Here is a 21,004-nt window from a genome sequence, read left to right as displayed (position 1 = left end):
CACGCCAGGGAGGCCTCGCTCAGACCCGGGCTATGCGCCCTGGTGCTGCTGTGACTTGCCGTCCGTCGCCGAGGTCTTGCCACCGGTGTCGCTGTTGGACCGCCCCGTCGGCTTCGACGGTTCACTGGCAGCGGGGGCCGGCTTCTTTGTCTTGCCCGGCTTCTTGCCCGACTTGCCCTTGGCGCCCGCCTTGTCACCAGCCTTGCCATCGGTCGACTTGTCCTGGGCCGCATCGTCTTTGGCCGGCTTCTTGGACTCGGCCGCGGCCTTCGGCTCCGTCGATGCAGGCGAATCGGTCTGCGGCGTCTCCGCCTTCGGGGTCTCGGCCTTCGGGGTCTCGGCCTTGGGAGTTTCAGCCTTGGGCTCTTCCGCCGGGGTCTCTTCCTTCGGCGTCTCCGCCTTGGGCTGCTCGGCCTTGGGAGTTTCGGCCTTGGGGTCCTCGGTCTTGGGAGCTTCGGCCTTGGGATCGTCGACCTTGGTTTCCACGGCCTTGGGATCGACTGCGCCGGCGGCTTCGTGCTCAACAGCGTCAACGACCTTGACGTCGCCCGATTCCGACTTGTCGCCGGCCTTCACATGGTCGGCAGTGTCCTTCGCGCCGCCCACCTGAGACTTCAGTTCCGTCGCCGCCCGGTTGGCCTCCGAGAGAGTGTCCGAACTGATCGACGCGGCAGCAGGCGCCAGGCTCGCGGTGGTAGTCGGTTGCGCCGCAGCGGGTTTGAAGATGCCCGACAGCAGGCTCTGGAACGCCTTGACGGCATTGGCGAACGCGGTCTGCAGCGACGTGGTGAACGATGCGAACGCCTTCTGGAACTGGGCCACCGCCTTCTGGATCAATTCGGCAAGGGCCACGATCGGCGAGACGATGACGGGTGGCAGACCGATGGCGTCCGAGATCACCTTCACGGCCAGCTTCGCCGTCCAGTCGGCCTGGAAGATGCCGTAACCGGTGTCCGTGCCGGGCACGCCGTCGCGCGTGGTGTAGATGAACAACGGGCCGGTGTAGGTCAGCGCCCGCCAGGTGGTGATGAAGTCCTGGATGAAATCGGCCTGCAGCTGGTTGCTGGTCGGATCGACGACACCGAGTTGGTCGAGCACGGTCTGGAAGCCGTACTCGGTGGCCCAGATCAGTTTGTCGCTGTCACCGTTCTGCACCATGATCGCCCGCATCTGCTGCACCTGGTACAGCGCCGCGAATGGGTTCAACGCGCCCTGCGAGAACTTCAGCACCTGATTGAACTCGTACGGGTGAACCGAGATGGCGTCGAAAAAGCCCTGGGCGCCAGCGGCATACATCGCAGCCAGGAAGGTCTGCGGTGACGAGGTGAGACCGAAGAAGTCCTGCAACGGCGCCAGCGCGCCCGCGATCACGGTGGAGGTCGGGTCGACACCTCCGGTCCCGTTGACACCTTTGAGCGTGGTGTAGACGGCCTTCAGGATCGCGGTGTACTTGACGGGATCCATCGGCTGGAAAAAGCTGGCGCTGTTGGGCTCGTTCCAGACCTCGTACGCGGAGATCACGTCGCCGTACCGCGTCGCCACCTGCTTGACGAAGTCCGCGTAGACGGCCGGGTCGGGCGCGCCCGCACCCGGGATCGTCCCACTGGGCGCCGCCCACAAGGGCGTGTGGCTGATGACGGCCAGCACGCCCATGTTGTGAGCGCGGGCGGCATCCATCACGTTGTTCATGAGGGTCCAGTTGGCGTCATTCGCCAGATCATTGGGACCCGTCATCTTGATCAACGCCCACGGGACGAAGACCCGGATGTTCTGCACCCCGATCGACTGCAGTTGGGTCAAGGTCTTGTCGATCTCCGCCGGCGACAGCCCATAGAGGCTCGAGTCGGCGATGCCGATGCTCGACGACTCCGGATCGATCTCGGCGGTGGGGATGACGTCGACCGCGACCGACCGGGGCGGCGTCGGTGCGACGTGACTGTAGGTGCAGATGACTGCCAACGGCATCAATACGACAACGACTCTCAGCATGAGAGCACGGACCAGACGGTTCACCGCAGTCCCCTTTCCGCCCTGGTCGTCGCCAGTCAGCGACGACGCGTGGCAGTTAATTTACTGCTCCGACAACAATTTGAAAGGCGCAAATCCGAAATCTGATCGAAATAATCCGATCATGCACTTTAGGCAAATGTAGAGATGGCCTAAATACTTCTGGTATGTACGCAATCAGCTAATCAATATCGGTTTGCATAATTGCTATGAGCAAGCATTTTCTATCCATTATCCCAGTTCATAGGGTTTTTTAGTCACAGAAGTTCACCATTCGACGCAACTGTAGAATATTTGGCAATTTTGATATTGATCCGCGGCATACGTACTTTTCGGCTGCGGCGAAGGGACGCCCAGTACCGACGAATCTCCCACTCAGCGAGCACCTCTAATTGGCCAGAGCAACTGGCCATTAGGGGTCTCGCAACCACTGCGGACGGCCCCCGAGAGGTGGCGCAGCGGGCCGCTGTTTCGCCGTCAGCGGAGTATCCGCACGCGGGCACCAAATGCGGCCGCGCGCGTCTACCCTTTAGTCCATGGCGATCATGGATGACGCTCGCCTCGCCGGTGGCACCGCGACCCCGGCCAGCGCCGAGTTGGTCGCCGCCGTGCGCCGCTCGGTGTGTGTCCCGACCGCGACCGTCCGCGAGTGCCTGCACCCGGACGCCGACATCCTGAGCCCGACCGTCGCCCGCAGCCGGCGGATCCTGACCCGCACCAGCCGCCTCGGCGCGATGCTCAGCGTCTTCTTCGCCTTCCAGGCGTTGTCCACGGGCCCGTACACGATGTGGATCGGTGCGGTGAACCTCGTCAGCGCAGCGCTCTTCCTGCTCGTCCCGGCGCTCTACCGGTTCGGCGAACTCGTCGCGCCCGCGGCATTCGTGCTCATCGCCTACACCTCGGTCACCGTCGTGACCATCAATGTCGGCACCGGCTCCGGAATTCTGTTGTATTTCGCCGTGGCAGGTGCCATCACGCTGTTGATCGTGGGTCTCGAACACGTGGGATTCGCGGCCGCTGTCGCCGCCGTCGGCATCGTCACCGCGAGCATCCTGGAATTCACCGTCCCGGCACACACTGGAGCGCAGACCGAGATGGAAAGCCGGGTGTCGTTCGTCATCACGGCGGTGTCCGGCTGCCTGATCGTGATGGCGACCGTCTGGTCCGTCCTGCGCGAGAACGCCATCGCCCAGCGCGCCATCCAGGCCGAGTACCTCCGGTCCGAGACGTTGCTGGCGAACATCCTCCCGGAGTCCATCGCACAGCGCCTCAAGGATCCCGCGCACACCGTGATCGCCGACAAATTCGACGACGCCTCAATACTTTTCGCCGACATCGCCGGCTACACCCAACGCGCCAGCGACACCACGCCCGCCGACCTGGTCCAGTTCCTGGACACGCTGTACACCGGTCTGGACGCACTCGTCGACCGGCACGGCCTGGAAAAGGTCAAGACGAGCGGGGACTCCTACATGGTCGTCAGCGGCATACCGCACGGCCGGGCCGATCATCTCGAGGCACTGGCCTGCCTCGCCCTGGACTTCGCCGACGAAGTCCGCGAACTGACCGACCCCAAGGGTCGCCCGGTACCGGTGCGCATCGGTATCGCCGCCGGCCCGGTGGTGGCCGGTGTGGTGGGGTCACGCAAGTTCTTCTACGACGTCTGGGGCGACGCGGTGAACGTCGCGTCCCGAATGGAGAGCACCGACGTGGCCGGGCGAATCCAGGTGCCGCACAACGTCTATGAGCGCCTGCAGCATGCCTACGAATTCGAGGAGCGCGGTGAGATCGACGTCAAGGGCAAGGGCCTGATGCGCACCTGGTACCTGGTCGGACGGACGTCCGGGGCCGGCTCGTCGCGCACGGACGGCGGTCAGTCCAGGCCGTGCTCGATGGCGTAGCGCGCCGCTTCCACCCGATTGGCCACCTGCAGCTTGCGAAACGTCGCCTGCACGTGGTTCTCGACGGTGCGGTGACTCAGGGTCAGCCGTTCGGCGATCTGCTTGGCGGTCAAGCCTTTTGCCACATAGCGGAGGATCTCCGTCTCCCGCTCCGTCAAGCCAGCGGCCGGGTCCGCGCCCGGCGTCTTCGCCATGCGCCGGTGCTCCCCCAGTACCAGCCCGGCCAGACCCGGCGTGAACACCGCACGCCCCTCGCCCGTCGCCCGCACCGCGTCGGCCAGCTCGGCCTTGGATGCGCTCTTCACCAGATATCCGGTGGCACCGGCCTTTACGGCCTCCAGCACGTCGTCACGCTCGTCGGAAGCCGACAGCACCAACACCCGGCTCGCCGGTGAGACCGCCAACACTTGCGTGGTCGCCTCGACCCCGCTGCCGTCTGACAGTCGCATGTCCATCACCACCACCTGCGGCTTCACCACCGCGGCCCGGCGCCCAGCGGCTGCGACGCCGTCGGCGGTGGCCACCACGGTGAAGCCGGAATCCTCGAGGTCACGGGCGACGGCGTCCCGCCAGATCGGGTGATCGTCGACCACCATGACCGTCAGCTGTGGCTCAGACATCGGTTGCCGTCCGGGGTACCGTCAGCTCCCACTCGGTGCCCGCGCCCGGCGACGTTGTCAGCTCCGCCGCACCGCCCAGTGATTCCAGCCGTCCCACAATGGATTTCGTCACGCCCATATGCCCCTCCACAGCCGCCTGCGCCAACCGTCCGTCGGCTATCCCCACGCCATCGTCGCGGACGCTCACCACCACCTGCTCCCCCAGGTCCTCGACGAGGACGTAAGCCCGGGCCTCCGGACCCGCGTGCGCGGCCGTGTTGCCCAGCACGTTGGCCACGGCGGCATCGAGTTCGCCCGCCACGGCAGCGTCGAGCAGCACCGGGTCCGGCGGCACACTGACCGCGACGCGATCACCCGCGCGGGCCCGGAGCATTTCCCCGACGTCGACCAGACCGCCCGGCGCCTCGTCCAGACCGGAACTGACCAGCCGCCGCAGCGCCCTTTCCTGCTCGCCGGCCAGCTGCGCGAGTGCCGTTGTCTCACCGCCGATTTCCCGGCCCTTCCGGGCCACCAGCGCCAGCACCTGGATGGCGCCGTCGTGCACCTGCCGCGACAGCCGCTCACGCTCCGCGGTCGCCGCCGCCAATCGGATGGCCCGTTGCAACTCCGCGTGAGCCCGGCGCGCGGTCTGCGCGGCCATCCCGACGGCGAGCCCCACCGCCAACTCGATGACCAGTGTCGCCTGCCTGCCGAGATTGGGGTCGAAGTAGCCCTTGAGCACCGCGCCCGCCGCCGTCACGAGCAGCCCGACACCCATGCCGGCCAGCGGCCCCAGCTGGATCGCCGCCGATAACGTCGCGTTGGTGGCCCACAACGTGGTCGGCCACGACTGATTACCGGCTATCCACGCCGGAGAGGCCACCAGGTCGGTCGACAACACCAGCAGGACGACGACAAGCACCTCGGCCAGCACCCAGGCCCGCCGCCGTCCGAAGCCCTTCAGGTAGGCCACCGCACACGCCAGGCTCCAGGCGATGAGGAGCCCGAACAGCACCCATGTGACCGCCGGGTGCCGCAGATCGTCATTGACCGCGAGCTGAAAACCCAGGGCGTACAGACAGCTGAGCAACCGGAAGCCCTGCGCCGCCCGCCAGAGCGGAGCTGCCGGGTCCGGTTCTGGCTCCGGTTTCGAAGCGGAATGCACAGCCACTACATCACTTTGGACAGAAAAGCCTTCGTGCGTTCATGTTGCGGGTTGGCCATCACCTCGCGCGGGGCGCCGCGCTCGACCACCACGCCACCGTCCATGAACACCAGCTGGTCGGCCACCTCGCGTGCGAAGCCCATCTCATGCGTGACGACGATCATCGTCATCCCCTGTTGGGCAAGCTTTTTCATGACCGCGAGGACGTCTCCGACCAGTTCCGGGTCCAGGGCCGACGTCGGTTCGTCGAACAGCATCAGCTTGGGTTCCATCGCCAAGGCGCGGGCGATCGCGACGCGCTGCTGCTGGCCACCGGACAACTGGGCCGGATACGCATCCACCTTGCTGGACAGCCCCACCTGGTCGAGCAGATCCCGCGCACGGGTGACCGCTGCGTCACGCTTGACGCCCTTGACGTGAACCGGCGCCTCGATGATGTTCTCCAGCGCGGTCCGGTGCGGGAACAGATTGAAATGCTGGAACACCATGCCGACATCGCGCCGCTGGCGGGCGGCCTCCTTGGGCGGCAGCTCGTGCAGCTTGCCGCCGCGTTCGCGGTAACCGACCAGCTCCTCATCGACATACAACCGCCCGGCGCTCACCTGTTCCAGGTGGTTGATGCACCGCAGGAACGTCGACTTGCCGGAGCCGGAGGGACCGACGAGCACGAGGACCTGTCCGCGTTCGACATCGAGTGAGACGCCCTTGAGTACGTCGAGGGCGCCGAAGCTCTTGCACACCTGCTCGGCGCGCACCATGGGGGTCATGCCGGCACACCCCCGTGGTCGCCCATCTGTGCCAGGGCAAGGGCCTCGAGCTGTTTGGCCGTCAGCTTGCGCGACGCCCCCCGGGAGAAGTACCGCTCCAGGTAGAACTGGCCGACCATCAGCACGCTGGTGATGACCAGGTACCAGGTGGCGGCGACCAGCAGCAGCGGGATGGGCTGGAAGATCACCGCGGAGATGTCGCGGGTGCGGGTGTAGAGCTCGAGCGTGTACGGCACGGCCGTGACCAGCGACGTGGTTTTCAGCATGCTGATCAGCTCGTTGCCGGTGGGCGGCACGATGACCCGCATCGCCTGCGGAAGAACGGTGCGCCGCATGGTCATCCACCACGACATGCCAAGGGCGACGGACGCCTCGGTCTGCCCCTCCGGGACGGAAATGATTCCGGCACGGATGATTTCGGCCATGTAGGCGGCTTCGTTGAGACCCAGGCCGATGAAGGCCATCTCGAACGCCAGCGACAGGCCCTGCAGCTGGATGTGGAACAGCGAAGGACCGAACGGCACCCCGATCTGGATGTTCTGGTAGATCGACGGGAACAGGCCCCAGAACACCAGCTGTACGTACACGGGCGTACCGCGGAAAATCCACAGATAACCCCACGCGACGGCACGGAACACCGGGTTCGGCGACAGCCGCATCACGGCCAGGACGACGCCGAGCACCAAGCCGATCGCCATCGCATAGATGGTGAGCTGCACGGTGTTCCACGCTGCCTCGGCCACCCGCACGTCGAGCAGGTACTTGAGGTAGGTGTCCCAGCCGTAGGCAGGATTGGTGGCGGCGCCGTACAGGAACAGCCCGGCAACGATGATGATCGCCACGGCCCCGACCCACCGCCAGGGATGTCGCAGCGGTATCGCGTGGATGGCGGCAGGACCGCTCGGGTCCGCCGCTGACTCAGCAGCCGTCACGTCAGCTGGTGGCCCCATTGATGACCGGCTTGTCGATCATTCCCGCCTGTACGCCCCAGCTGCTGGCGATCTGCTTGTAGGTGCCGTTGTCGATGAGGTGCTGCAGCGCCTGCAAAAGCGACTGGGCCAACGGCGAGCCCTTCTTCACCGGCCAGCCGTAGGGCGCCGAATCGAATACTTCGCCCGCCTGCACCAGCTTGCCGCCCGCCTGCTTGATAGCCCACAGCGTCACGGGCGAGTCCGCGGACATGGCGTCGGCCTGGCCGACGACGACGGCGTTGGCGGCCTGGTCCTGGTTGTCGAACTTCACCACGTCGATCGGCGGCTTGCCGGCGTCGGTGCACGCCTTGGTCTTGGCGGGCAGTTCTTCGGTGTCCTGCACCGTGGTCGACTCGACGGCGACCTTCTTGCCGCAAGCATTGGTCGGGTCGATCTGGCCGCCCGCGCGCTGCGCCCAGAGGCTGCCGGCCGAGAAGTAGGTGACGAAATCGACCTGCTGCTCACGCTGCTTGCTGTCGGTGAAGGACGACATCCCGACGTTGTAGGTGCCGGCCTGGATCGCCGGGATGATCTTGGAGAAGTCCGACTCCTCGCGGTAATCGACGGTCAGACCGAGCGTCTGGGCGATGGCGTTCATCAGGTCGACGTCGAAACCGACGACCTTGCCGGTGCTCGGGTCCTTGTACTCGTTGGGCGCGTACGGGATGTTCACACCGACGATCAGCTTGCCGCTGGATTTGATGGCTTCCGGCACCGTGTTGGCGATGGACTCGACCTTGGCGGCGGGAGCCGCCGACGAACTCGATGCGGGCGAGGTGGATTCGGTGTTCTTCGTGCAACCCGACAGCGCCAACGCGCCACTCGCCGCCACCACCACCGCGATGCGCCACGCCGTGCCCCGACGGCTCTGACTCACACCTGACACGTTGCCTCTTCCTTCGTGCTCAACTCTGCCCCGACCACAGCTGCCATGTTGGAGAGCACCTTATCGGCACGCTGGTCGCCAAGCAGCCCAATCGCCCGTTGTCCATATCTGGAACCATCGAAAAACCGGGTTGTCCGAATTCTGCGCAGCCCCCGTCAAATATGTGAGACTGCGTCAATGACAACGCAAAATCCGCCAAGTCTGTTGCAGCACCTGTGGAAAACCGAACTCATCGCGGGCCTGATCGCCGTGGTGCTGGGCGCCGCCGTGTTGGCCCAGCCAGGCATCTCGGTCGCGGTGGCGGCCATCTTCTTCGGCGCCTACCTTCTCGTCACCGGCATCGGCCAGATCTTCTTCGCGTTCACCCTGCACGTCACGGCCGGCGCCCGCGTACTGGCGTTCATCAGTGGCGCAGCGTCCCTGGTGCTCGCGGTGCTGGCGTTCCGGCACCTCGGCGATGCCGTACTGCTGCTGGCCATCTGGATCGGCATCGGCTTCATCTTCCGCGGCGTGGCCACCACGGTGGCCGCCATCAGTGATCCGACGCTGCCCGGCCGCGGCTGGAACATCTTCCTCGGCGTCATCAGCCTGATCGCCGGTTTCGTGGTGCTGGGTTCGCCGATCGAGTCGATCGGCACGCTGGCGCTGGTGACGGGCATCTGGCTGGTGGTCACCGGTGTCGCCGAAGTGATCACCGCGTTCGGAATCCGCAAGGGCGCCAAGGCCGTTGACAAGGCCTTCACCGGCGCGGCGAGCTGATCCGTGTGGCCGGGCGCACGTGTGCGCCTGGCCACACAATTCGGTGTTCGGCAGATCTGGACCGCTGCCCACATGAACTACTACAGTAAGTCGTAGACCAATCCCTCCGGCTCAGGGAAGGCTCAATGGACGCACTGGACGTATCGAGGTGGCAGTTCGGGATCACCACCGTCTACCACTTCATCCTGGTCCCACTGACCATCGGCCTCGCGCCGCTGCTCGCCGTCATGCAGACCATCTGGGTGGTGACGGGCAATCCGGCCTGGTACCGCCTGACCAAGTTCTTCGGCAAGCTGTTCCTGATCAACTTCGCTCTCGGCGTGGCCACGGGCATCGTGCAGGAATTCCAGTTCGGGATGAACTGGAGTGAGTACTCACGATTCGTCGGCGACGTCTTCGGCGCACCGCTGGCCCTGGAGGGCCTCGCGGCGTTCTTCTTCGAGTCCACCTTCATCGGTCTGTGGATCTTCGGCTGGACCAAGCTGCCCCGTCTGGTGCACCTGGCGTGTATCTGGATCGTCGCGTTCGGCGTGAACGCGTCCGCGTTCTTCATCATCTCGGCCAACTCATTCATGCAGCATCCCGTTGGCGCGCACTACAACCCGGAGACCGGCCGGGCAGAGCTGACCAGCATCTGGGAGCTGCTGACCAACAACACCGGCATCGCGGCGTTCACGCACACCGTCGGTGGCGCCATCCTGACGGCCGCCACCTTCGTCGCGGCCATCAGCGCCTGGTGGATGGTGCGCAGTGGCAACACCGAGGAATCGCGCACCATGTTCCGCCCCGCCGCCATGCTGGGCTGTTGCGTCGCATTGGTCGCGGCCGCCTCGCTCACGCTCACCGGTGACGCCCAGGGCAAGCTGATGTTCGTCCAGCAGCCCATGAAGATGGCCTCGGCAGAGTCGTTGTGCCACACCGAGACCGACCCGGATTTCTCGGTGCTGACCATCGGTACCCACAACAACTGTGACAGCGTCACGCACGTCATCGAGGTGCCGTACGTGCTCCCGTTCCTCGCCGAGAGCAAGTTCGAGGGCGTCCGACTCGAAGGCGTGCAGGACCTGCAACGGGAGTACGTGGCCAAGTACGGTCCGGGTGACTACCGGCCCAACCTCTTCGTCACTTACTGGTCGTTCCGCATGATGATCGGATTGCTCGCATTCCCAGGGCTTTTCGCGCTCACCACACTGTGGTTGACGCGCAAGGGCCGCATTCCCACGCAACGCTGGTTGAGCATCTTCGCTCTGGTGACACTGCCCATGCCGTTCCTGGCCAACAGCGCGGGCTGGGTCTTCACCGAGATGGGCCGGCAGCCCTGGGTGGTCGCCACCAACCCGACCGGCGACCCGAACCTGCATCTGACCATCCGGCAGGGCGTATCGGCACACAGCTCGGGCACGGTCTGGATCTCGCTGATCACCTTCACCGCGCTCTATGCGCTGCTCGCGGTCATCTGGTTCTGGCTGATCCGCCGCTACACGCTCGAAGGGCCGCTCGAGCACGACGCCGAACCGGCGCCGCCCACCCCACCCGGCAGCGACGACGTCGCCCCACTGTCGTTCGCGTACTAGGAAGGGGCAGCCATGACACTTCAGCATCTCTGGTTCATCATCCTGGCCGCGCTGTTCCTGGGCTTCTTCGTCCTGGAAGGCTTCGACTTCGGCGTCGGCATGCTCATGGAGTTCTTCGGCCGCGCCGCCGACGGTGACGAGGGCGACGCGGAGCAATACCGCCGCGCCGCGCTCAACACCATCGGACCGGTGTGGGACGGCAACGAGGTCTGGATCATCACCGCGGGCGCCGCGATGTTCGCGGCGTTCCCGGGCATGTACGCCACGCTGTTCTCGGGCCTCTACCTGCCGCTGCTGGCAATCCTGGTCGGCATGATCGTGCGGGTCTGCGCCATCGAATGGCGCGGCAAGATCGACGACCCGCAGTGGCGCCGGTGGGCCGACATCGGCATCGCCATGGGTTCCTGGCTGCCGGCCGTGCTGTGGGGCGTGGCCTTCGCCTCGATCCTGCGTGGCCTCCCCGTCGACTCCCACCACCAGATTCAGCTGTCGTTCGGCGACGTGCTGAACCCGTACTCACTGCTCGGCGGTATCGCCACGGCAAGCCTGTTCGCATTCCACGGCGCGGTATTCGTCACGCTCAAAACCGAAGGGGCCGTGCACGACACCGCGCGCCGCTTCGCCACCCGCCTGACCGTTCCGGTGACTGTGATCGTCGCTGCGTTCGGCATCTGGACCCAGATCGCCTACGGCAACGACGTCACCTGGATAGCACTGGGCGTCGCCGTGGTGGCCCAGCTCTCCGCGGTCCGGCTGGTGTGGACCCGCCGCGCCGACGGATGGGCGTTCGCCGCGACGGCCATCGTCGTCGCCGCGGTGGTCGCCCTGCTGTTCAGCTGCCTGTACCCGAATCTCGTGCCCTCGACCCTCAACCCGGCGTGGAGCCTGACCATCCACAACGCGTCGTCGACGCCGTACACGCTCAAGGTGATGACCTGGGCCGCACTGCTGCTGACCCCGCTGGTGATCTGCTACCAGGGCTGGACGTACTGGGTTTTCCGGCAACGGATTTCGGCCGCGCACATCCCGGCCTCCATCGGGTTGTCCCGAAACGGCGGGTCGCACTGACCCGATCGTCGACCAATCCCCGCATGACTGCCGGCCTGCGGCGGCACCTGGCGGCCACGGTCGGTAGTGGCGTCGTCATCACCGGCGCGGCGCTGGCCGCGGCGGTGCTCACCGCGCAGGTCGTGGCCGGGATCATCACCACCGGCGCGCCACTGTCGCACTGGGTACCTCAGCTGCTGGTGCTCGCCGCACTCTGGTCACTGCGCGCCGGGGCCCAGTGGTGGCAGGCCAGGCTCAGCCAGCACGGCGCCACCGCCATGATCGCCGACCTCGACGCACAGGTGCTCACCGCCGTCACCGCACTGCCGCCGCATCGTCGACAGGCGGTGCACGACGAGGCCGCGATCCTGCTGACGCGCGGGCTCGACGGGCTGCGGCCGTACTTCACCCGCTACCTGCCTGCCGTCGTGATGTCCGTGCTGCTGACCCCGGCCGCCGTCATCGTGATCGCCTGGTACGACGTGAAATCCGCGCTCGTCGTGTTGATAGCGCTGCCGCTCATCCCGCTGTTCATGGTGCTGATCGGTGTCATGACGACCGAGCGGTCGGCGGCCGCGCTGGCTGCCATGGCCACGCTGCAGTCGCGCCTGCTCGACCTGATCGCCGGTATCCCGACGCTGCGGGCCCTGGGCCGCGCCGAGGGCGCCGCGCCGCGCATCACCGAACTGTCTGACGCACATAGGCATTCGGCCCTGGCCACATTGCGCATCGCGTTCCTGTCGGCGCTCGTCCTCGAACTGCTGGCGACGCTCGGGGTGGCGCTGGTCGCCGTCGGCGTCGGGCTGCGATTGGTCAGCGGCGGAGTCACCCTGCCGGTGGCGCTGACGGTGCTGCTGCTGGCGCCCGAGGTGTTCTGGCCGCTGCGCCGCGTCGGCGTCGAATTCCATGCCGCACAGGACGGCAAGGTCGCCTTCGGGCAGGCCTACCGATTGCTCGAGGACGTCGGCCAACCGGAACCGGGCACCGCACGGATCGGGGCGCGGCCGACCATCGACCTGGAGCACGTCAGCATCGACGGCCGGGACGGGCCGGCCCCGCACAATCTGACGCTGCGCGCCGTGCCCGGCGCGGTGACGGTCCTGACCGGTCCCAACGGCAGCGGGAAAAGCACCGCGCTGCAGGCGATTCTGGGGTTGACCACGGCCGACACGGGCCGGGTGCTGATCGCCGGGATCGAGGTCGGCACGCTGGACCGGCAGCACTGGTGGCACCAGATCGGCTGGCTGCCGCAACGGCCCGTACTCGTCCCGGGGACAGTGCGGGAGAACCTGGAATTGCTCGGCGCCCTCCCCGACCTCGACAGCGCCTGCCGCGCATCGGGATTCGACGAGGTGCTGGCCACCCTGCCCGCGGGACTCGACACCGTGCTGGGGCGCGACGGCTCCGGGCTGTCGCTGGGTCAGCGGCAGCGCCTGGCGCTGGCGCGGGTACTCGGCCGGCCCAGCCCGGTGCTGTTGCTCGACGAACCGACCTCACATCTGGATGCCGAGCTGGAAATCCAGGTCCTCCAGGCGATCCGGGCCCGTGCCGCGGCCGGCGCGACCGTCATCGTCGTCGGACACCGGGACGCCGTGCTGGCCATCGGTGATGAGATCGTCCGGGCGGGAGGGGCTTCCCGTGTCCACAGTTAGATTCGCGATCGACCTGCTGCGGCCCCGACTCCCCCGCCTGGCGCTGGCCGTGTTCCTCGGCTCCGCGGCACTCGGCAGCGCCCTCGCCCTGGCCGGGGTGTCGGCGTGGCTGATCACCCGGGCCTGGCAGCAACCGCCGATCCTGGAGCTGACGGTCGCGGTGGTGGCGGTCCGGCTGTTCGGCATTTCCCGTGGGGTGCTGGGCTATTGCGAGCGCCTGGCATCGCACGACGTCGCGCTGCGCGCCGCCGGCCGGGCCCGCACCGAGCTGTACCGGCGACTGTCCGCGGCGCCGGCGGCGACGGTGCTGCGGCTGAGCAGCGGCGAATTGGTCTCGCGCGCAGGCGCTTCCGTCGACGACCTGGCCGACACCCTGGTGCGGTCGGTGCTGCCCGTGGCCGTCGCGACGGTGCTGTCGACCGCCACGGTGATCGTCATGGCCGCCATCTCGCCCGCCGCTGCCCTTGCCCTTGCCGCCGGACTGGTGGCCGCCGGAGTCTGGGCGCCGTGGCAGGCGGCCCGCGCCGCCGAAGCCACCGAAAACCTGGCGGCAGTACACCATTCGGACCGCGACGCCGCCGTCATGCTGGCGCTCGACCATGCCGCCGAACTGGCCGTCGCCGGCCGCCTCGGCGGTGTCATCGCTCAGGCCACCGCGGACCACCGCCGCTGGGGCGACGCCGCCGACCGTGCCGCGCGGCCCGCTGCCCTGGCCGGGGCGGTGCCCATCCTGGCCACCGGCGCCAGTGCCATCGCCGCGATCGTCGCCGCCATCTCGCTGACGTCGACCGTCGCTCCCACGACTTTGGCGATCCTCATGCTGCTGCCGCTGTCGGCGTTCGAGGCCACCGGCGCGCTGCCGGCCGCGGCGGTGCAGTTGACGCGGGCCCGCATCGCCATCGCGCGGCTCACCGCAATGCTGGCCGAGCACCCCGACGACCGGGCCCTCATGGCCGTCCCGCCGCTACACGTCGGACCCGGCGACCGGGTCGCCGTGCTGGGCGCCAGCGGCCGAGGCAAGACGACCCTGCTGCTGTCCACCGCCGACCGCTTCAACGAGACCGGTTCACCGGCAGGGTTTTTCGCCGAGGACGCGCACCTGTTCGACACCACGCTGCGCGACAACCTGCTGGTCGCCCGGGGCGACGCCACCGACGACGAACTCACCGCCGCCCTGGCACAGGTCGGCCTGGCCCCCTGGCTGGCGACGCTGCCGGACGGATTGTCCACCCTGCTCTCCGGCGGGGCCGCCGCCGTCTCCGCCGGCCAGCGGCGTCGACTGCTGCTTGCTCGCGCCCTGCTGACCGAGTTCCCCGTCGTGCTCCTCGACGAACCCACCGAGCACCTCGACGCGGCGGGCAGTCACCGCCTGCTCGCCGAACTCCTCACTCCGGGCGCAATGTTCGGCGCCGACCGCGCGGTGGTCGTGGCCACGCACCAGCTGCCGCCGGACGTGCCCTGCACGGTGCTGAACCTCGATTCCAGCAACGACGGGTACCCTGCGCAGTCATGAGCATGTATCCCGGTGCCGGGTATCCACCGCCGTACGCCAACCCGGGGTACGGGGCGTACACGTCGGCTCCGCGCAACGGCATGGGGACCGCCGCGCTGGTTCTGGGCATCGTGGGACTGCTGACCTCGTGGTCGGTGATCGGTGGGCTGCTGTTCGGGCTGGGTGCCGTCGCGTGCGGTGTCCTCGGCCGCGGCCGGGTCAAGCAGGGACTCGCCGACAACGGCGTGGTGGCCGGCGCGGGCATCGTGCTCGGCGCGCTGGCGACCGTGCTGGCGGTGGTGTTCGTGTTCGTCGTGATCGGTTTCTACCGCCAGGTCGGTTTCAGCGACTACACCGACTGCATGACGCGCGCCGGGCAGGACCAGAACGCGCAGAGCACGTGTGTCCAGGACTTCCGCGGCCGCATCGAGAAGGAGTTCGGCGTCAAAGTCGACTGAGTCGTTCCAAAACCGTTAGCCCGGAAAGTGTTTGACGATGCCTTCCTGGGTCACCGTCGCCAGCACCTGCCCGGCGCGGTCGAAGAAATGGCCGGACGCCAGGCCCCGGGAGTCCGCGGCCACCGGCGACGTCGTCGAATACAGCACCCACTCGTCGAATTTGATGGGCCGGTGGAACCAGACGGTGTGGTTCATCGTCACCGCGAAAATCCGGTCGTGGCCCCATGACAGGCCGTGCGTGGTGATGATCGAGTCCAGCAGCGTCGTGTCCGACGAATAGACCAGCGCCGCGGCATGCAGCACCGGGTCGTCCGGCATCGCGCCCATGGTCTTGAGCCATACGCGGTTGTGGTCGAGCTTGCCGCCCTTGTCCCGCATCACCCAGGCCGGGTCATTGGTGTAGCGCCATTCGATGGGCTTGAGCGCCTCGACGAACAGCGGAACGGTCTCCTCGTAGCCCTTCAGCAGGTCGTCGATTGTCGGCAGCGACAACGGATCCGGCACCACCGGCGCCTTCACCGAGTGCTCGAGGCTGCGCCCGCCCGCCAGGTGGGACACCAGCGCCGTCGCCAACAGCGTGTCACCCTGCATGACGTCGACGCGGCGGTTCGCGAAGCGCCGTTCGTCGCGCAGCCGGACCACCTTGAACTCCAGGTCGCGCTCCGGATCGCCGCCCGCGATGAAGTGCGTCGACAGCGTCGTCGGCGGCAGCTTCGGTGGGACCGTGCGACTGGCGGCGACGAAAGCCTGCGCCATCATCTGACCGCCGAAGGTACGAACCGGGTTCCGGCTCGGATGACCACCGGTGAAGGTGTCGTCGTCGACCTGAGTGACGTCGAGAACCTTGAGCAGTTCCTCGAAATCCGCAGTCGTCACGCGCTACCCCCGGCTCAGTGGTCTTCTTCCCCGATCCGGTGCACGTGGATCAGGTTGGTCGAGCCTACTGTGCCCGGCGGCGCGCCCGCGACGATGACCACCAGGTCACCGCGCTTGTAGCGGTCGAGCTCCAGCAGCGCCTTGTCGACCTCCTGGATCATGCCGTCGGTGCTGTCCATCTGCGGGACGATGAATGTCTCGGTCCCCCAGGTCAGCGCCAGCTGGCTGCGCACCTCCGGCAGGTCGGTGAACGCCAGCAGCGGCAACGGTGTGTGCAGGCGGGACAGCCGGCGCACGGTGTCGCCCGACTGGGTGAAGGCGACCAGCGCCTTGGCGTCCAGCCGCTCACCGATGTCGCGGGCCGCGTAGGAGATGACGCCCCGCTTGGTGCGCGGCACGTGGGTCAACGGCGGCGCGTCGGTCGAGTTTGCCTCGACAGCCTTGACGATGCGCGCCATGGTCCGCACGGCCTCGAGCGCGTACTTGCCGACCGACGTCTCACCGGAGAGCATCACGGCGTCGGCGCCGTCGAGGATCGCGTTGGCGACGTCCGAGGCCTCGGCCCGGGTGGGCCGGGAGTTCTCGATCATCGACTCCAGCATCTGGGTGGCCACGATGACCGGCTTGGCGTTCTCCCTGGCCATCTGGATGGCGCGCTTCTGCACCAGCGGCACTTCCTCGAGTGGCAGCTCGACGCCCAGGTCACCACGGGCGACCATGATCGCGTCGAAGGCCAGCACGATGGCCTCGAGGTTGTCGACGGCCTCGGGCTTCTCCAGCTTGGCGATCACCGGCACCCGGCGGCCGACCTCGTCCATCACCTCGTGCACGAGCTCGATGTCGGCAGGCGATCGGACGAACGACAGCGCGATCAGGTCGACGCCCAGCTTGAGCGCGAACTTCAGGTCTTCGATGTCCTTCTCGGACAGCGCCGGCGCCGTCACGTTCATCCCGGGCAGGGACATGCCCTTGTTGTTGCTGACCGGGCCGCCCTCGGTGACGGTGCAGACCACGTCGTTGCCGTCGATCTCGTCGACCTTCAGACCGACGTTTCCGTCGTCGACAAGAACCCGGTCGCCCGGCCGGGCATCCTGGGCCAGCCGCTTGTAGGTGGTAGATACCCGGTCGTGGCTGCCGTCGCAGTCGTCGACGGTGATCCGCACCGTTTCGCCGGTGCGCCACTCGGTGGGGCCGTCAGCGAAGCGACCGAGTCGGATCTTGGGACCCTGCAGGTCGGCGAGAATGCCGACCGCACGGCCGGCGGCGTCGGACGCCGCTCGCACGCGCTTGTACGCGGTCTCATGATCGGCGTGCGCACCATGGCTGAAGTTCAGCCGCGCCACATCCATCCCAGCTTCCACCAGCGCCCGTACGGTCTCATCGGTCGAGGTAGCCGGACCGAGGGTACAGACGATCTTTCCGCGCCTATTCACGGTGCATGAGCATAGTGGATCGATTCAGATAACGAGCCGCCGGGAGCGCTGTCGACACGTCAACATCAGCCGAACAGCGAGTTGCCTCGTGGTGTCCGCAGCTCAGCGGCGGCTAGGGCTGCGTGAACGTCGGCACCAGCGGGAAGCCCGGCAAATTACGGACCACCGTCCACAGCACCATCGCCACCAGTGCGGTCACCAACGGCGGCGCCACCGACAGCCCGCGGCGCCAGCACACCACGAGCCAGACGGTCAGCAGCGGCAACCCCACGAGCGCGAACACGTTGTCGACGACGGCGGCCGATACGTCACCGTGCAACACGTCATGCGTCATGCGCAGCCCGCCGCACAGCGGACAGTTCCATCCGGTGAGGGCCTTGAACGGACAAGGCGGAAACCCGAATCCGGGGCGATGCGGGTCAGCGACGCCGATGTACGTCAGGGCCGCCACCGCCACCGCGCCGGTGCCGGTCACTCCCGCCACACGCGCGCCCCTGCCGACTGACGTCATGGGTCCATGATGCCCGGCGATCGCGCACCACAGGCAGCGGAGACCGCCGGTCGAGGTCGACACGGAGACCGAGCAGGGAGTTTGCGCGCGTGCGAGGTGCAAATGCGAACGTCGGTGACCCCTCGACACCGACGTTCGCCGCGAATCAGCGACAATATTGCCGTATTGTAACGGTTCGGGCAAACGCAGCGGGAGTTATTGGCGCAACTGACCGTGCCGGATCAGCTCGTTCACGGACTCTTCCCACCTGGCCAATTCCGGGTCAGAGGTGAATGACGCCGGCAGGTGCCGGTCGAGGTGTCGGCGCAAGATGATCGAGCCCAGAGTCAGCACCAACGGATTCAGCCCGGCCCAGACCACGTCGAGCCCCTCGGCGGCGTCCCCGGTGTCGATCATGCGCTGCCACCGGTCGATGCCAATCCGCGCCATCGCGTCGAATATCGCCATGCCGCTTGGGGTTTCAGAAGCCACCGCCCGACCCAGATAGTCCATCACCACCAGGTGGTCGGTGAGCAGGCCATGCACCGCCCTGCCGATCGCGGTAACCGAATCCCGCCCCGGACTTTCCAGCGCGGCGAACATGGTCGAGCTGATGAGTTTCATCGCCACGTCGTCGACAGCCTTGATCAAACCGTCCTTGGTGCCGAAATGGTGCTGCACCAACCCGACAGAAACACCCGCGGTATCGGCCACCATCTGCAATGTCGCATCGGACGTGCCCCGCTGCGCAAACACCTTCAGCGCCGCATTGAGGATGCGGTCCTGCCGAGACTGCTGCAGCTGCACTCCGTCGGCTATGTCATCCACAGGAGACATCCAACCACCGCACAACCGATCAGGACCGGCGAGTGCGGAACATACCGTTCGCATGAAAGTGCAGCTCGTGCACACTTTTGCCGCAGGAGGGATGTGAGGCCGTGGTGGCTGTGGTGGCCCTGCGCCCACGGCGCACACCACTCGAACTTCCGCGCCCTGAGTTCAGGCTCAACGACGAAGGCCCACCTTGCCGCGTTCACCCTGAGCCCACGGCACACACCACTCGAACTTCCGCGCCCTGGATTCAGGGTCAGCGACGTAGGTCGCCGAGCGTGCACTCAGCGCGTGCTCCGTGCGGCAGATTCAAGGGGTCGTCACAACACCTGATTTGAGAGGTGTTGTTCGATGCATCCGAGGCGTTGGAGTCATTTGGGTAGTTATGGTGTTCCGCAGTCGGTGCGGGATGCTTTCGATGCGGCGTTGAGGTCGGGGCTGTCACCGACGGCGGCTGGAACCGTGGCAGGGGTGAGTGGTGCGACGGGTTCGGCGATGGGCCAAAGAAGCTGGGTATCAAACCGATCCGCGGCATTGCGGCACGCGGTATTCGGGTGCGGTGAAAGCGTCGTTCTGGCAGGAGATGCATGCCGGTGCCACTGTGGCCGACGCCGCAGTGGTCGCGGGCGTGTCAGAGAACCAGGGCCGGCGGTGGGTCGCTCAGGCTGGATTCGTGCCGAAAACCCCCGCTCCTACCGATGATCCGTCATGCGCCGTGGTCGAACTCGATCCCGGGGTCTCGCGGGGGCCGTTGTCGTTTATCGAGCGGTGGCGCCTCGAGCAGTTGCTGACCGCCGGCGCGACCGTCACCGAGGCCGCAGCGGCTCTGGGGCGGTCCCGGACCACGATCCACCAGGAACGCAAACGTGGAGCCACCACCAGCGGATATCGGGCCTGGGTGGCTCAGGAGGTGGCCACCACCAACGCCAAGCGACCCAAGGCTCGCAAGTTGGAGTCCAACCCTGCCCTGCTGGAGCAGGTCGTGGCACGCTTAGAAAAGCACGACAGCCCGGCGCAGATCGCGGGCCGACTGCGCCTTGATTTTCCCGACGATCCGGAGATGTGGGTGTCCCACGAAACGATCTACCAAGCGCTGTATGTACAGCCGCGCGGTGAGCTGGCCCGCATCGTCAAAGAAGCCCTGCGCACGGGCCGGGTTCGACGGAAACCGCAGGGCCGCAACGAAACCGGAAGCAAAATCAAAGACATGGTCAGCATCAGCGACCGCCCGAAAGAGGCTGATGATCGGGCGGTCCCGGGGCATTGGGAAGGGGACCTGATCCTGGGCAGCACCGCATCAGGTTCGGCGATCGGCACCCTGGTGGAGCGCACCACCGGGTTCGTGGTGCTGCTGCACCTGCCGGGCGATCACACCGCCGCGACGTTGGCCGCCGCGATGAGCGCCAAAATCCCGGAGATTCCCGAGATCCTGCGCCGCTCGCTGACCTGGGACCAAGGTAGCGAGATGGCCAAGCACGCCGACATCACCAAAGCCCTCGGCCTGCCGATCTACTTCTGCGATCCGCACAGCCCCTGGCAGCGCGGCACCAACGAGAACACCAACGGTCTTCTGCGCCAGTACTTTCCTAAAGGGACCGACCTGTCGTTCTACGGACCCGGATGGCTCGACCAGGTCGCCGCTGAACTCAACGCCCGACCCCGTAAACGCCACGGTTGGCGCACCCCGGCCGAGGAACTCGACCGGCTACTGTCAGACCCGTCCACATTTGTTGCGGCGACCGCTTGAATCTGCCTGTGAGATCCGTGATCTGGCCGCACATTCGCGGCCTCGCGGGCCGGGCTCAGCCCTGGCGGCGCCACCAACGACGACGCGGGGCAGGTGGCTCCCACACTGGAACCCCAACGGGCTCAACCTTTTCGGTGGCTTCGGCCTTCGGGGCGGGTTCGGCGGCCGGTTCGGCGTCGGCATCGGAATCCGTTGCCTCCTCGGACTCCTCGCCTGCCTCGGTTGCCTCGGTAGCCTCGTCTTCGGCATCAGCGACGTCATCGCCATCGGCAACATCCGTCTCGGCGGCCGCCTCATCAGCGGCCTCGTCAGACTCTGTTGTCTCCTCGGACTCCTGGGCTACCTCGAC

At 66.9% G+C, this 21,004-nt stretch carries 18 protein-coding genes and 1 pseudogene; 8 read left to right on the top strand and 11 right to left on the bottom strand.

All coding sequences use genetic code 11. From position 1 onward, the window contains the following. Positions 1-30: 30 nt before the first annotated feature. Positions 31-2,013 (bottom strand): cellulase family glycosylhydrolase, encoded by a 1,983-nt coding sequence (locus VXD91_RS21075; RefSeq protein WP_346416292.1) that lies wholly within the window; start codon positions 2,011-2,013, stop codon positions 31-33. 530 nt (positions 2,014-2,543) lie between these two features. On the opposite strand from VXD91_RS21075, the gene VXD91_RS21070 reads away from it, so the two are divergent. Continuing rightward, positions 2,544-3,908: an adenylate/guanylate cyclase domain-containing protein gene (locus VXD91_RS21070; protein ID WP_293022716.1), complete on the top strand. Its 1,365-nt coding sequence runs from the start codon at positions 2,544-2,546 to the stop codon at positions 3,906-3,908. On the opposite strand, the gene VXD91_RS21065 is transcribed toward VXD91_RS21070, so the two are convergent. Genes VXD91_RS21065 through VXD91_RS21045 form a run of 5 tightly spaced genes read right to left on the bottom strand, consistent with a single transcriptional unit; the run spans position 3,881 to position 8,287 of the window. After that, on the bottom strand, positions 3,881-4,528 hold the full coding sequence (locus VXD91_RS21065; RefSeq protein WP_293022719.1) for a response regulator transcription factor: 648 nt from the start codon (positions 4,526-4,528) through the stop codon (positions 3,881-3,883). The two genes, VXD91_RS21070 and VXD91_RS21065, sit on opposite strands and share 28 nt — an antisense overlap. After that, a complete protein-coding gene (locus tag VXD91_RS21060) occupies positions 4,521-5,678 on the bottom strand; it encodes a DUF5931 domain-containing protein (RefSeq protein WP_293022722.1) in 1,158 nt (385 codons plus the stop codon). The genes VXD91_RS21065 and VXD91_RS21060 overlap by 8 nt, the downstream gene beginning before the upstream one ends. Then, positions 5,678-6,439, bottom strand: coding sequence for an amino acid ABC transporter ATP-binding protein (locus VXD91_RS21055; protein ID WP_293022725.1), 762 nt, complete (start codon positions 6,437-6,439; stop codon positions 5,678-5,680). Before VXD91_RS21055 ends, VXD91_RS21060 begins: the two co-directional genes overlap by 1 nt. Further along, positions 6,436-7,389: an amino acid ABC transporter permease gene (locus VXD91_RS21050; protein ID WP_293022728.1), complete on the bottom strand. Its 954-nt coding sequence runs from the start codon at positions 7,387-7,389 to the stop codon at positions 6,436-6,438. Before VXD91_RS21050 ends, VXD91_RS21055 begins: the two co-directional genes overlap by 4 nt. Further along, positions 7,373-8,287: an ABC transporter substrate-binding protein gene (locus VXD91_RS21045; protein WP_293022731.1), complete on the bottom strand. Its 915-nt coding sequence runs from the start codon at positions 8,285-8,287 to the stop codon at positions 7,373-7,375. The genes VXD91_RS21050 and VXD91_RS21045 overlap by 17 nt, the downstream gene beginning before the upstream one ends. 186 nt (positions 8,288-8,473) lie before the next feature. On the opposite strand from VXD91_RS21045, the gene VXD91_RS21040 reads away from it, so the two are divergent. The 6 genes from VXD91_RS21040 (at position 8,474) to VXD91_RS21015 (ending at position 15,278) form a co-directional block, all read left to right on the top strand. After that, positions 8,474-9,055, top strand: coding sequence for an HdeD family acid-resistance protein (locus VXD91_RS21040; RefSeq protein ID WP_293022733.1), 582 nt, complete (start codon positions 8,474-8,476; stop codon positions 9,053-9,055). Between the two features lie 125 nt (positions 9,056-9,180). After that, complete coding sequence (locus tag VXD91_RS21035) at positions 9,181-10,629, top strand: cytochrome ubiquinol oxidase subunit I (protein ID WP_293022735.1); 1,449 nt, start codon at positions 9,181-9,183, stop codon at positions 10,627-10,629. A gap of 12 nt (positions 10,630-10,641) precedes the next feature. Beyond that, positions 10,642-11,697: a cytochrome d ubiquinol oxidase subunit II gene (gene cydB, locus VXD91_RS21030; protein WP_293022738.1), complete on the top strand. Its 1,056-nt coding sequence runs from the start codon at positions 10,642-10,644 to the stop codon at positions 11,695-11,697. Positions 11,698-11,732: 35 nt separating this feature from the next. After that, positions 11,733-13,328, top strand: a complete 1,596-nt coding sequence (gene cydD, locus VXD91_RS21025) for a thiol reductant ABC exporter subunit CydD (protein ID WP_293022775.1) — start codon at positions 11,733-11,735, stop codon at positions 13,326-13,328. Continuing rightward, the gene (locus VXD91_RS21020) at positions 13,315-14,841 is read left to right on the top strand and encodes an ATP-binding cassette domain-containing protein (protein WP_346416291.1); all 1,527 of its coding nucleotides are present in this window, start codon (positions 13,315-13,317) and stop codon (positions 14,839-14,841) included. The genes cydD and VXD91_RS21020 overlap by 14 nt, the downstream gene beginning before the upstream one ends. Further along, a complete protein-coding gene (locus VXD91_RS21015; protein ID WP_346416290.1) occupies positions 14,838-15,278 on the top strand; it encodes a DUF4190 domain-containing protein in 441 nt (146 codons plus the stop codon). Before VXD91_RS21020 ends, VXD91_RS21015 begins: the two co-directional genes overlap by 4 nt. 15 nt (positions 15,279-15,293) lie before the next feature. On the opposite strand, the gene VXD91_RS21010 is transcribed toward VXD91_RS21015, so the two are convergent. The 4 genes from VXD91_RS21010 to VXD91_RS20995 form a co-directional block, all read right to left on the bottom strand. Next, positions 15,294-16,154 (bottom strand): acyl-CoA thioesterase II, encoded by an 861-nt coding sequence (locus VXD91_RS21010; RefSeq protein ID WP_020103249.1) that lies wholly within the window; start codon positions 16,152-16,154, stop codon positions 15,294-15,296. A gap of 14 nt (positions 16,155-16,168) precedes the next feature. Continuing rightward, on the bottom strand, positions 16,169-17,587 hold the full coding sequence (gene pyk / locus VXD91_RS21005) for a pyruvate kinase (protein WP_293022751.1): 1,419 nt from the start codon (positions 17,585-17,587) through the stop codon (positions 16,169-16,171). Between the two features lie 112 nt (positions 17,588-17,699). Continuing rightward, positions 17,700-18,098: a DUF2752 domain-containing protein gene (locus tag VXD91_RS21000; protein WP_293022754.1), complete on the bottom strand. Its 399-nt coding sequence runs from the start codon at positions 18,096-18,098 to the stop codon at positions 17,700-17,702. Between the two features lie 195 nt (positions 18,099-18,293). Further along, complete coding sequence (locus VXD91_RS20995) at positions 18,294-18,914, bottom strand: TetR/AcrR family transcriptional regulator (protein WP_293022757.1); 621 nt, start codon at positions 18,912-18,914, stop codon at positions 18,294-18,296. Between the two features lie 577 nt (positions 18,915-19,491). On the opposite strand from VXD91_RS20995, the gene VXD91_RS20990 reads away from it, so the two are divergent. After that, positions 19,492-20,655: an IS30 family transposase gene (locus tag VXD91_RS20990; RefSeq protein ID WP_226522072.1), complete on the top strand. Its 1,164-nt coding sequence runs from the start codon at positions 19,492-19,494 to the stop codon at positions 20,653-20,655. Positions 20,656-20,710: 55 nt separating this feature from the next. Here VXD91_RS20990 and VXD91_RS20985 read toward each other — a convergent pair. Continuing rightward, positions 20,711-21,004: pseudogene (locus VXD91_RS20985) on the bottom strand (prolipoprotein diacylglyceryl transferase); the annotation flags it as partial.

The organism is Mycobacterium sp. SM3041 (genome assembly GCF_039668335.1).
Lineage (GTDB): Bacteria > Actinomycetota > Actinomycetes > Mycobacteriales > Mycobacteriaceae > Mycobacterium.
This window is presented reverse-complemented; position numbering and strand designations above follow the sequence as displayed.

What these genes read in the sequence shown, in the direction of transcription:
- VXD91_RS21070 (WP_293022716.1), top strand. Translation starts at nt 2,544, where the DNA reads ATGGCGATCATGGATGACGCTCGCCTCGCCGGTGGCACCGCGACCCCG.
- VXD91_RS21065 (WP_293022719.1), bottom strand. Translation starts at nt 4,528, where the DNA reads ATGTCTGAGCCACAGCTGACGGTCATGGTGGTCGACGATCACCCGATC.
- VXD91_RS21055 (WP_293022725.1), bottom strand. Translation starts at nt 6,439, where the DNA reads ATGACCCCCATGGTGCGCGCCGAGCAGGTGTGCAAGAGCTTCGGCGCC.
- VXD91_RS21050 (WP_293022728.1), bottom strand. Translation starts at nt 7,389, where the DNA reads ATGGGGCCACCAGCTGACGTGACGGCTGCTGAGTCAGCGGCGGACCCG.
- VXD91_RS21040 (WP_293022733.1), top strand. Translation starts at nt 8,474, where the DNA reads ATGACAACGCAAAATCCGCCAAGTCTGTTGCAGCACCTGTGGAAAACC.
- VXD91_RS21035 (WP_293022735.1), top strand. Translation starts at nt 9,181, where the DNA reads ATGGACGCACTGGACGTATCGAGGTGGCAGTTCGGGATCACCACCGTC.
- cydB (WP_293022738.1), top strand. Translation starts at nt 10,642, where the DNA reads ATGACACTTCAGCATCTCTGGTTCATCATCCTGGCCGCGCTGTTCCTG.
- VXD91_RS21015 (WP_346416290.1), top strand. Translation starts at nt 14,838, where the DNA reads ATGAGCATGTATCCCGGTGCCGGGTATCCACCGCCGTACGCCAACCCG.
- VXD91_RS21000 (WP_293022754.1), bottom strand. Translation starts at nt 18,098, where the DNA reads ATGACGTCAGTCGGCAGGGGCGCGCGTGTGGCGGGAGTGACCGGCACC.
- VXD91_RS20995 (WP_293022757.1), bottom strand. Translation starts at nt 18,914, where the DNA reads ATGTCTCCTGTGGATGACATAGCCGACGGAGTGCAGCTGCAGCAGTCT.
- VXD91_RS20990 (WP_226522072.1), top strand. Translation starts at nt 19,492, where the DNA reads ATGCATGCCGGTGCCACTGTGGCCGACGCCGCAGTGGTCGCGGGCGTG.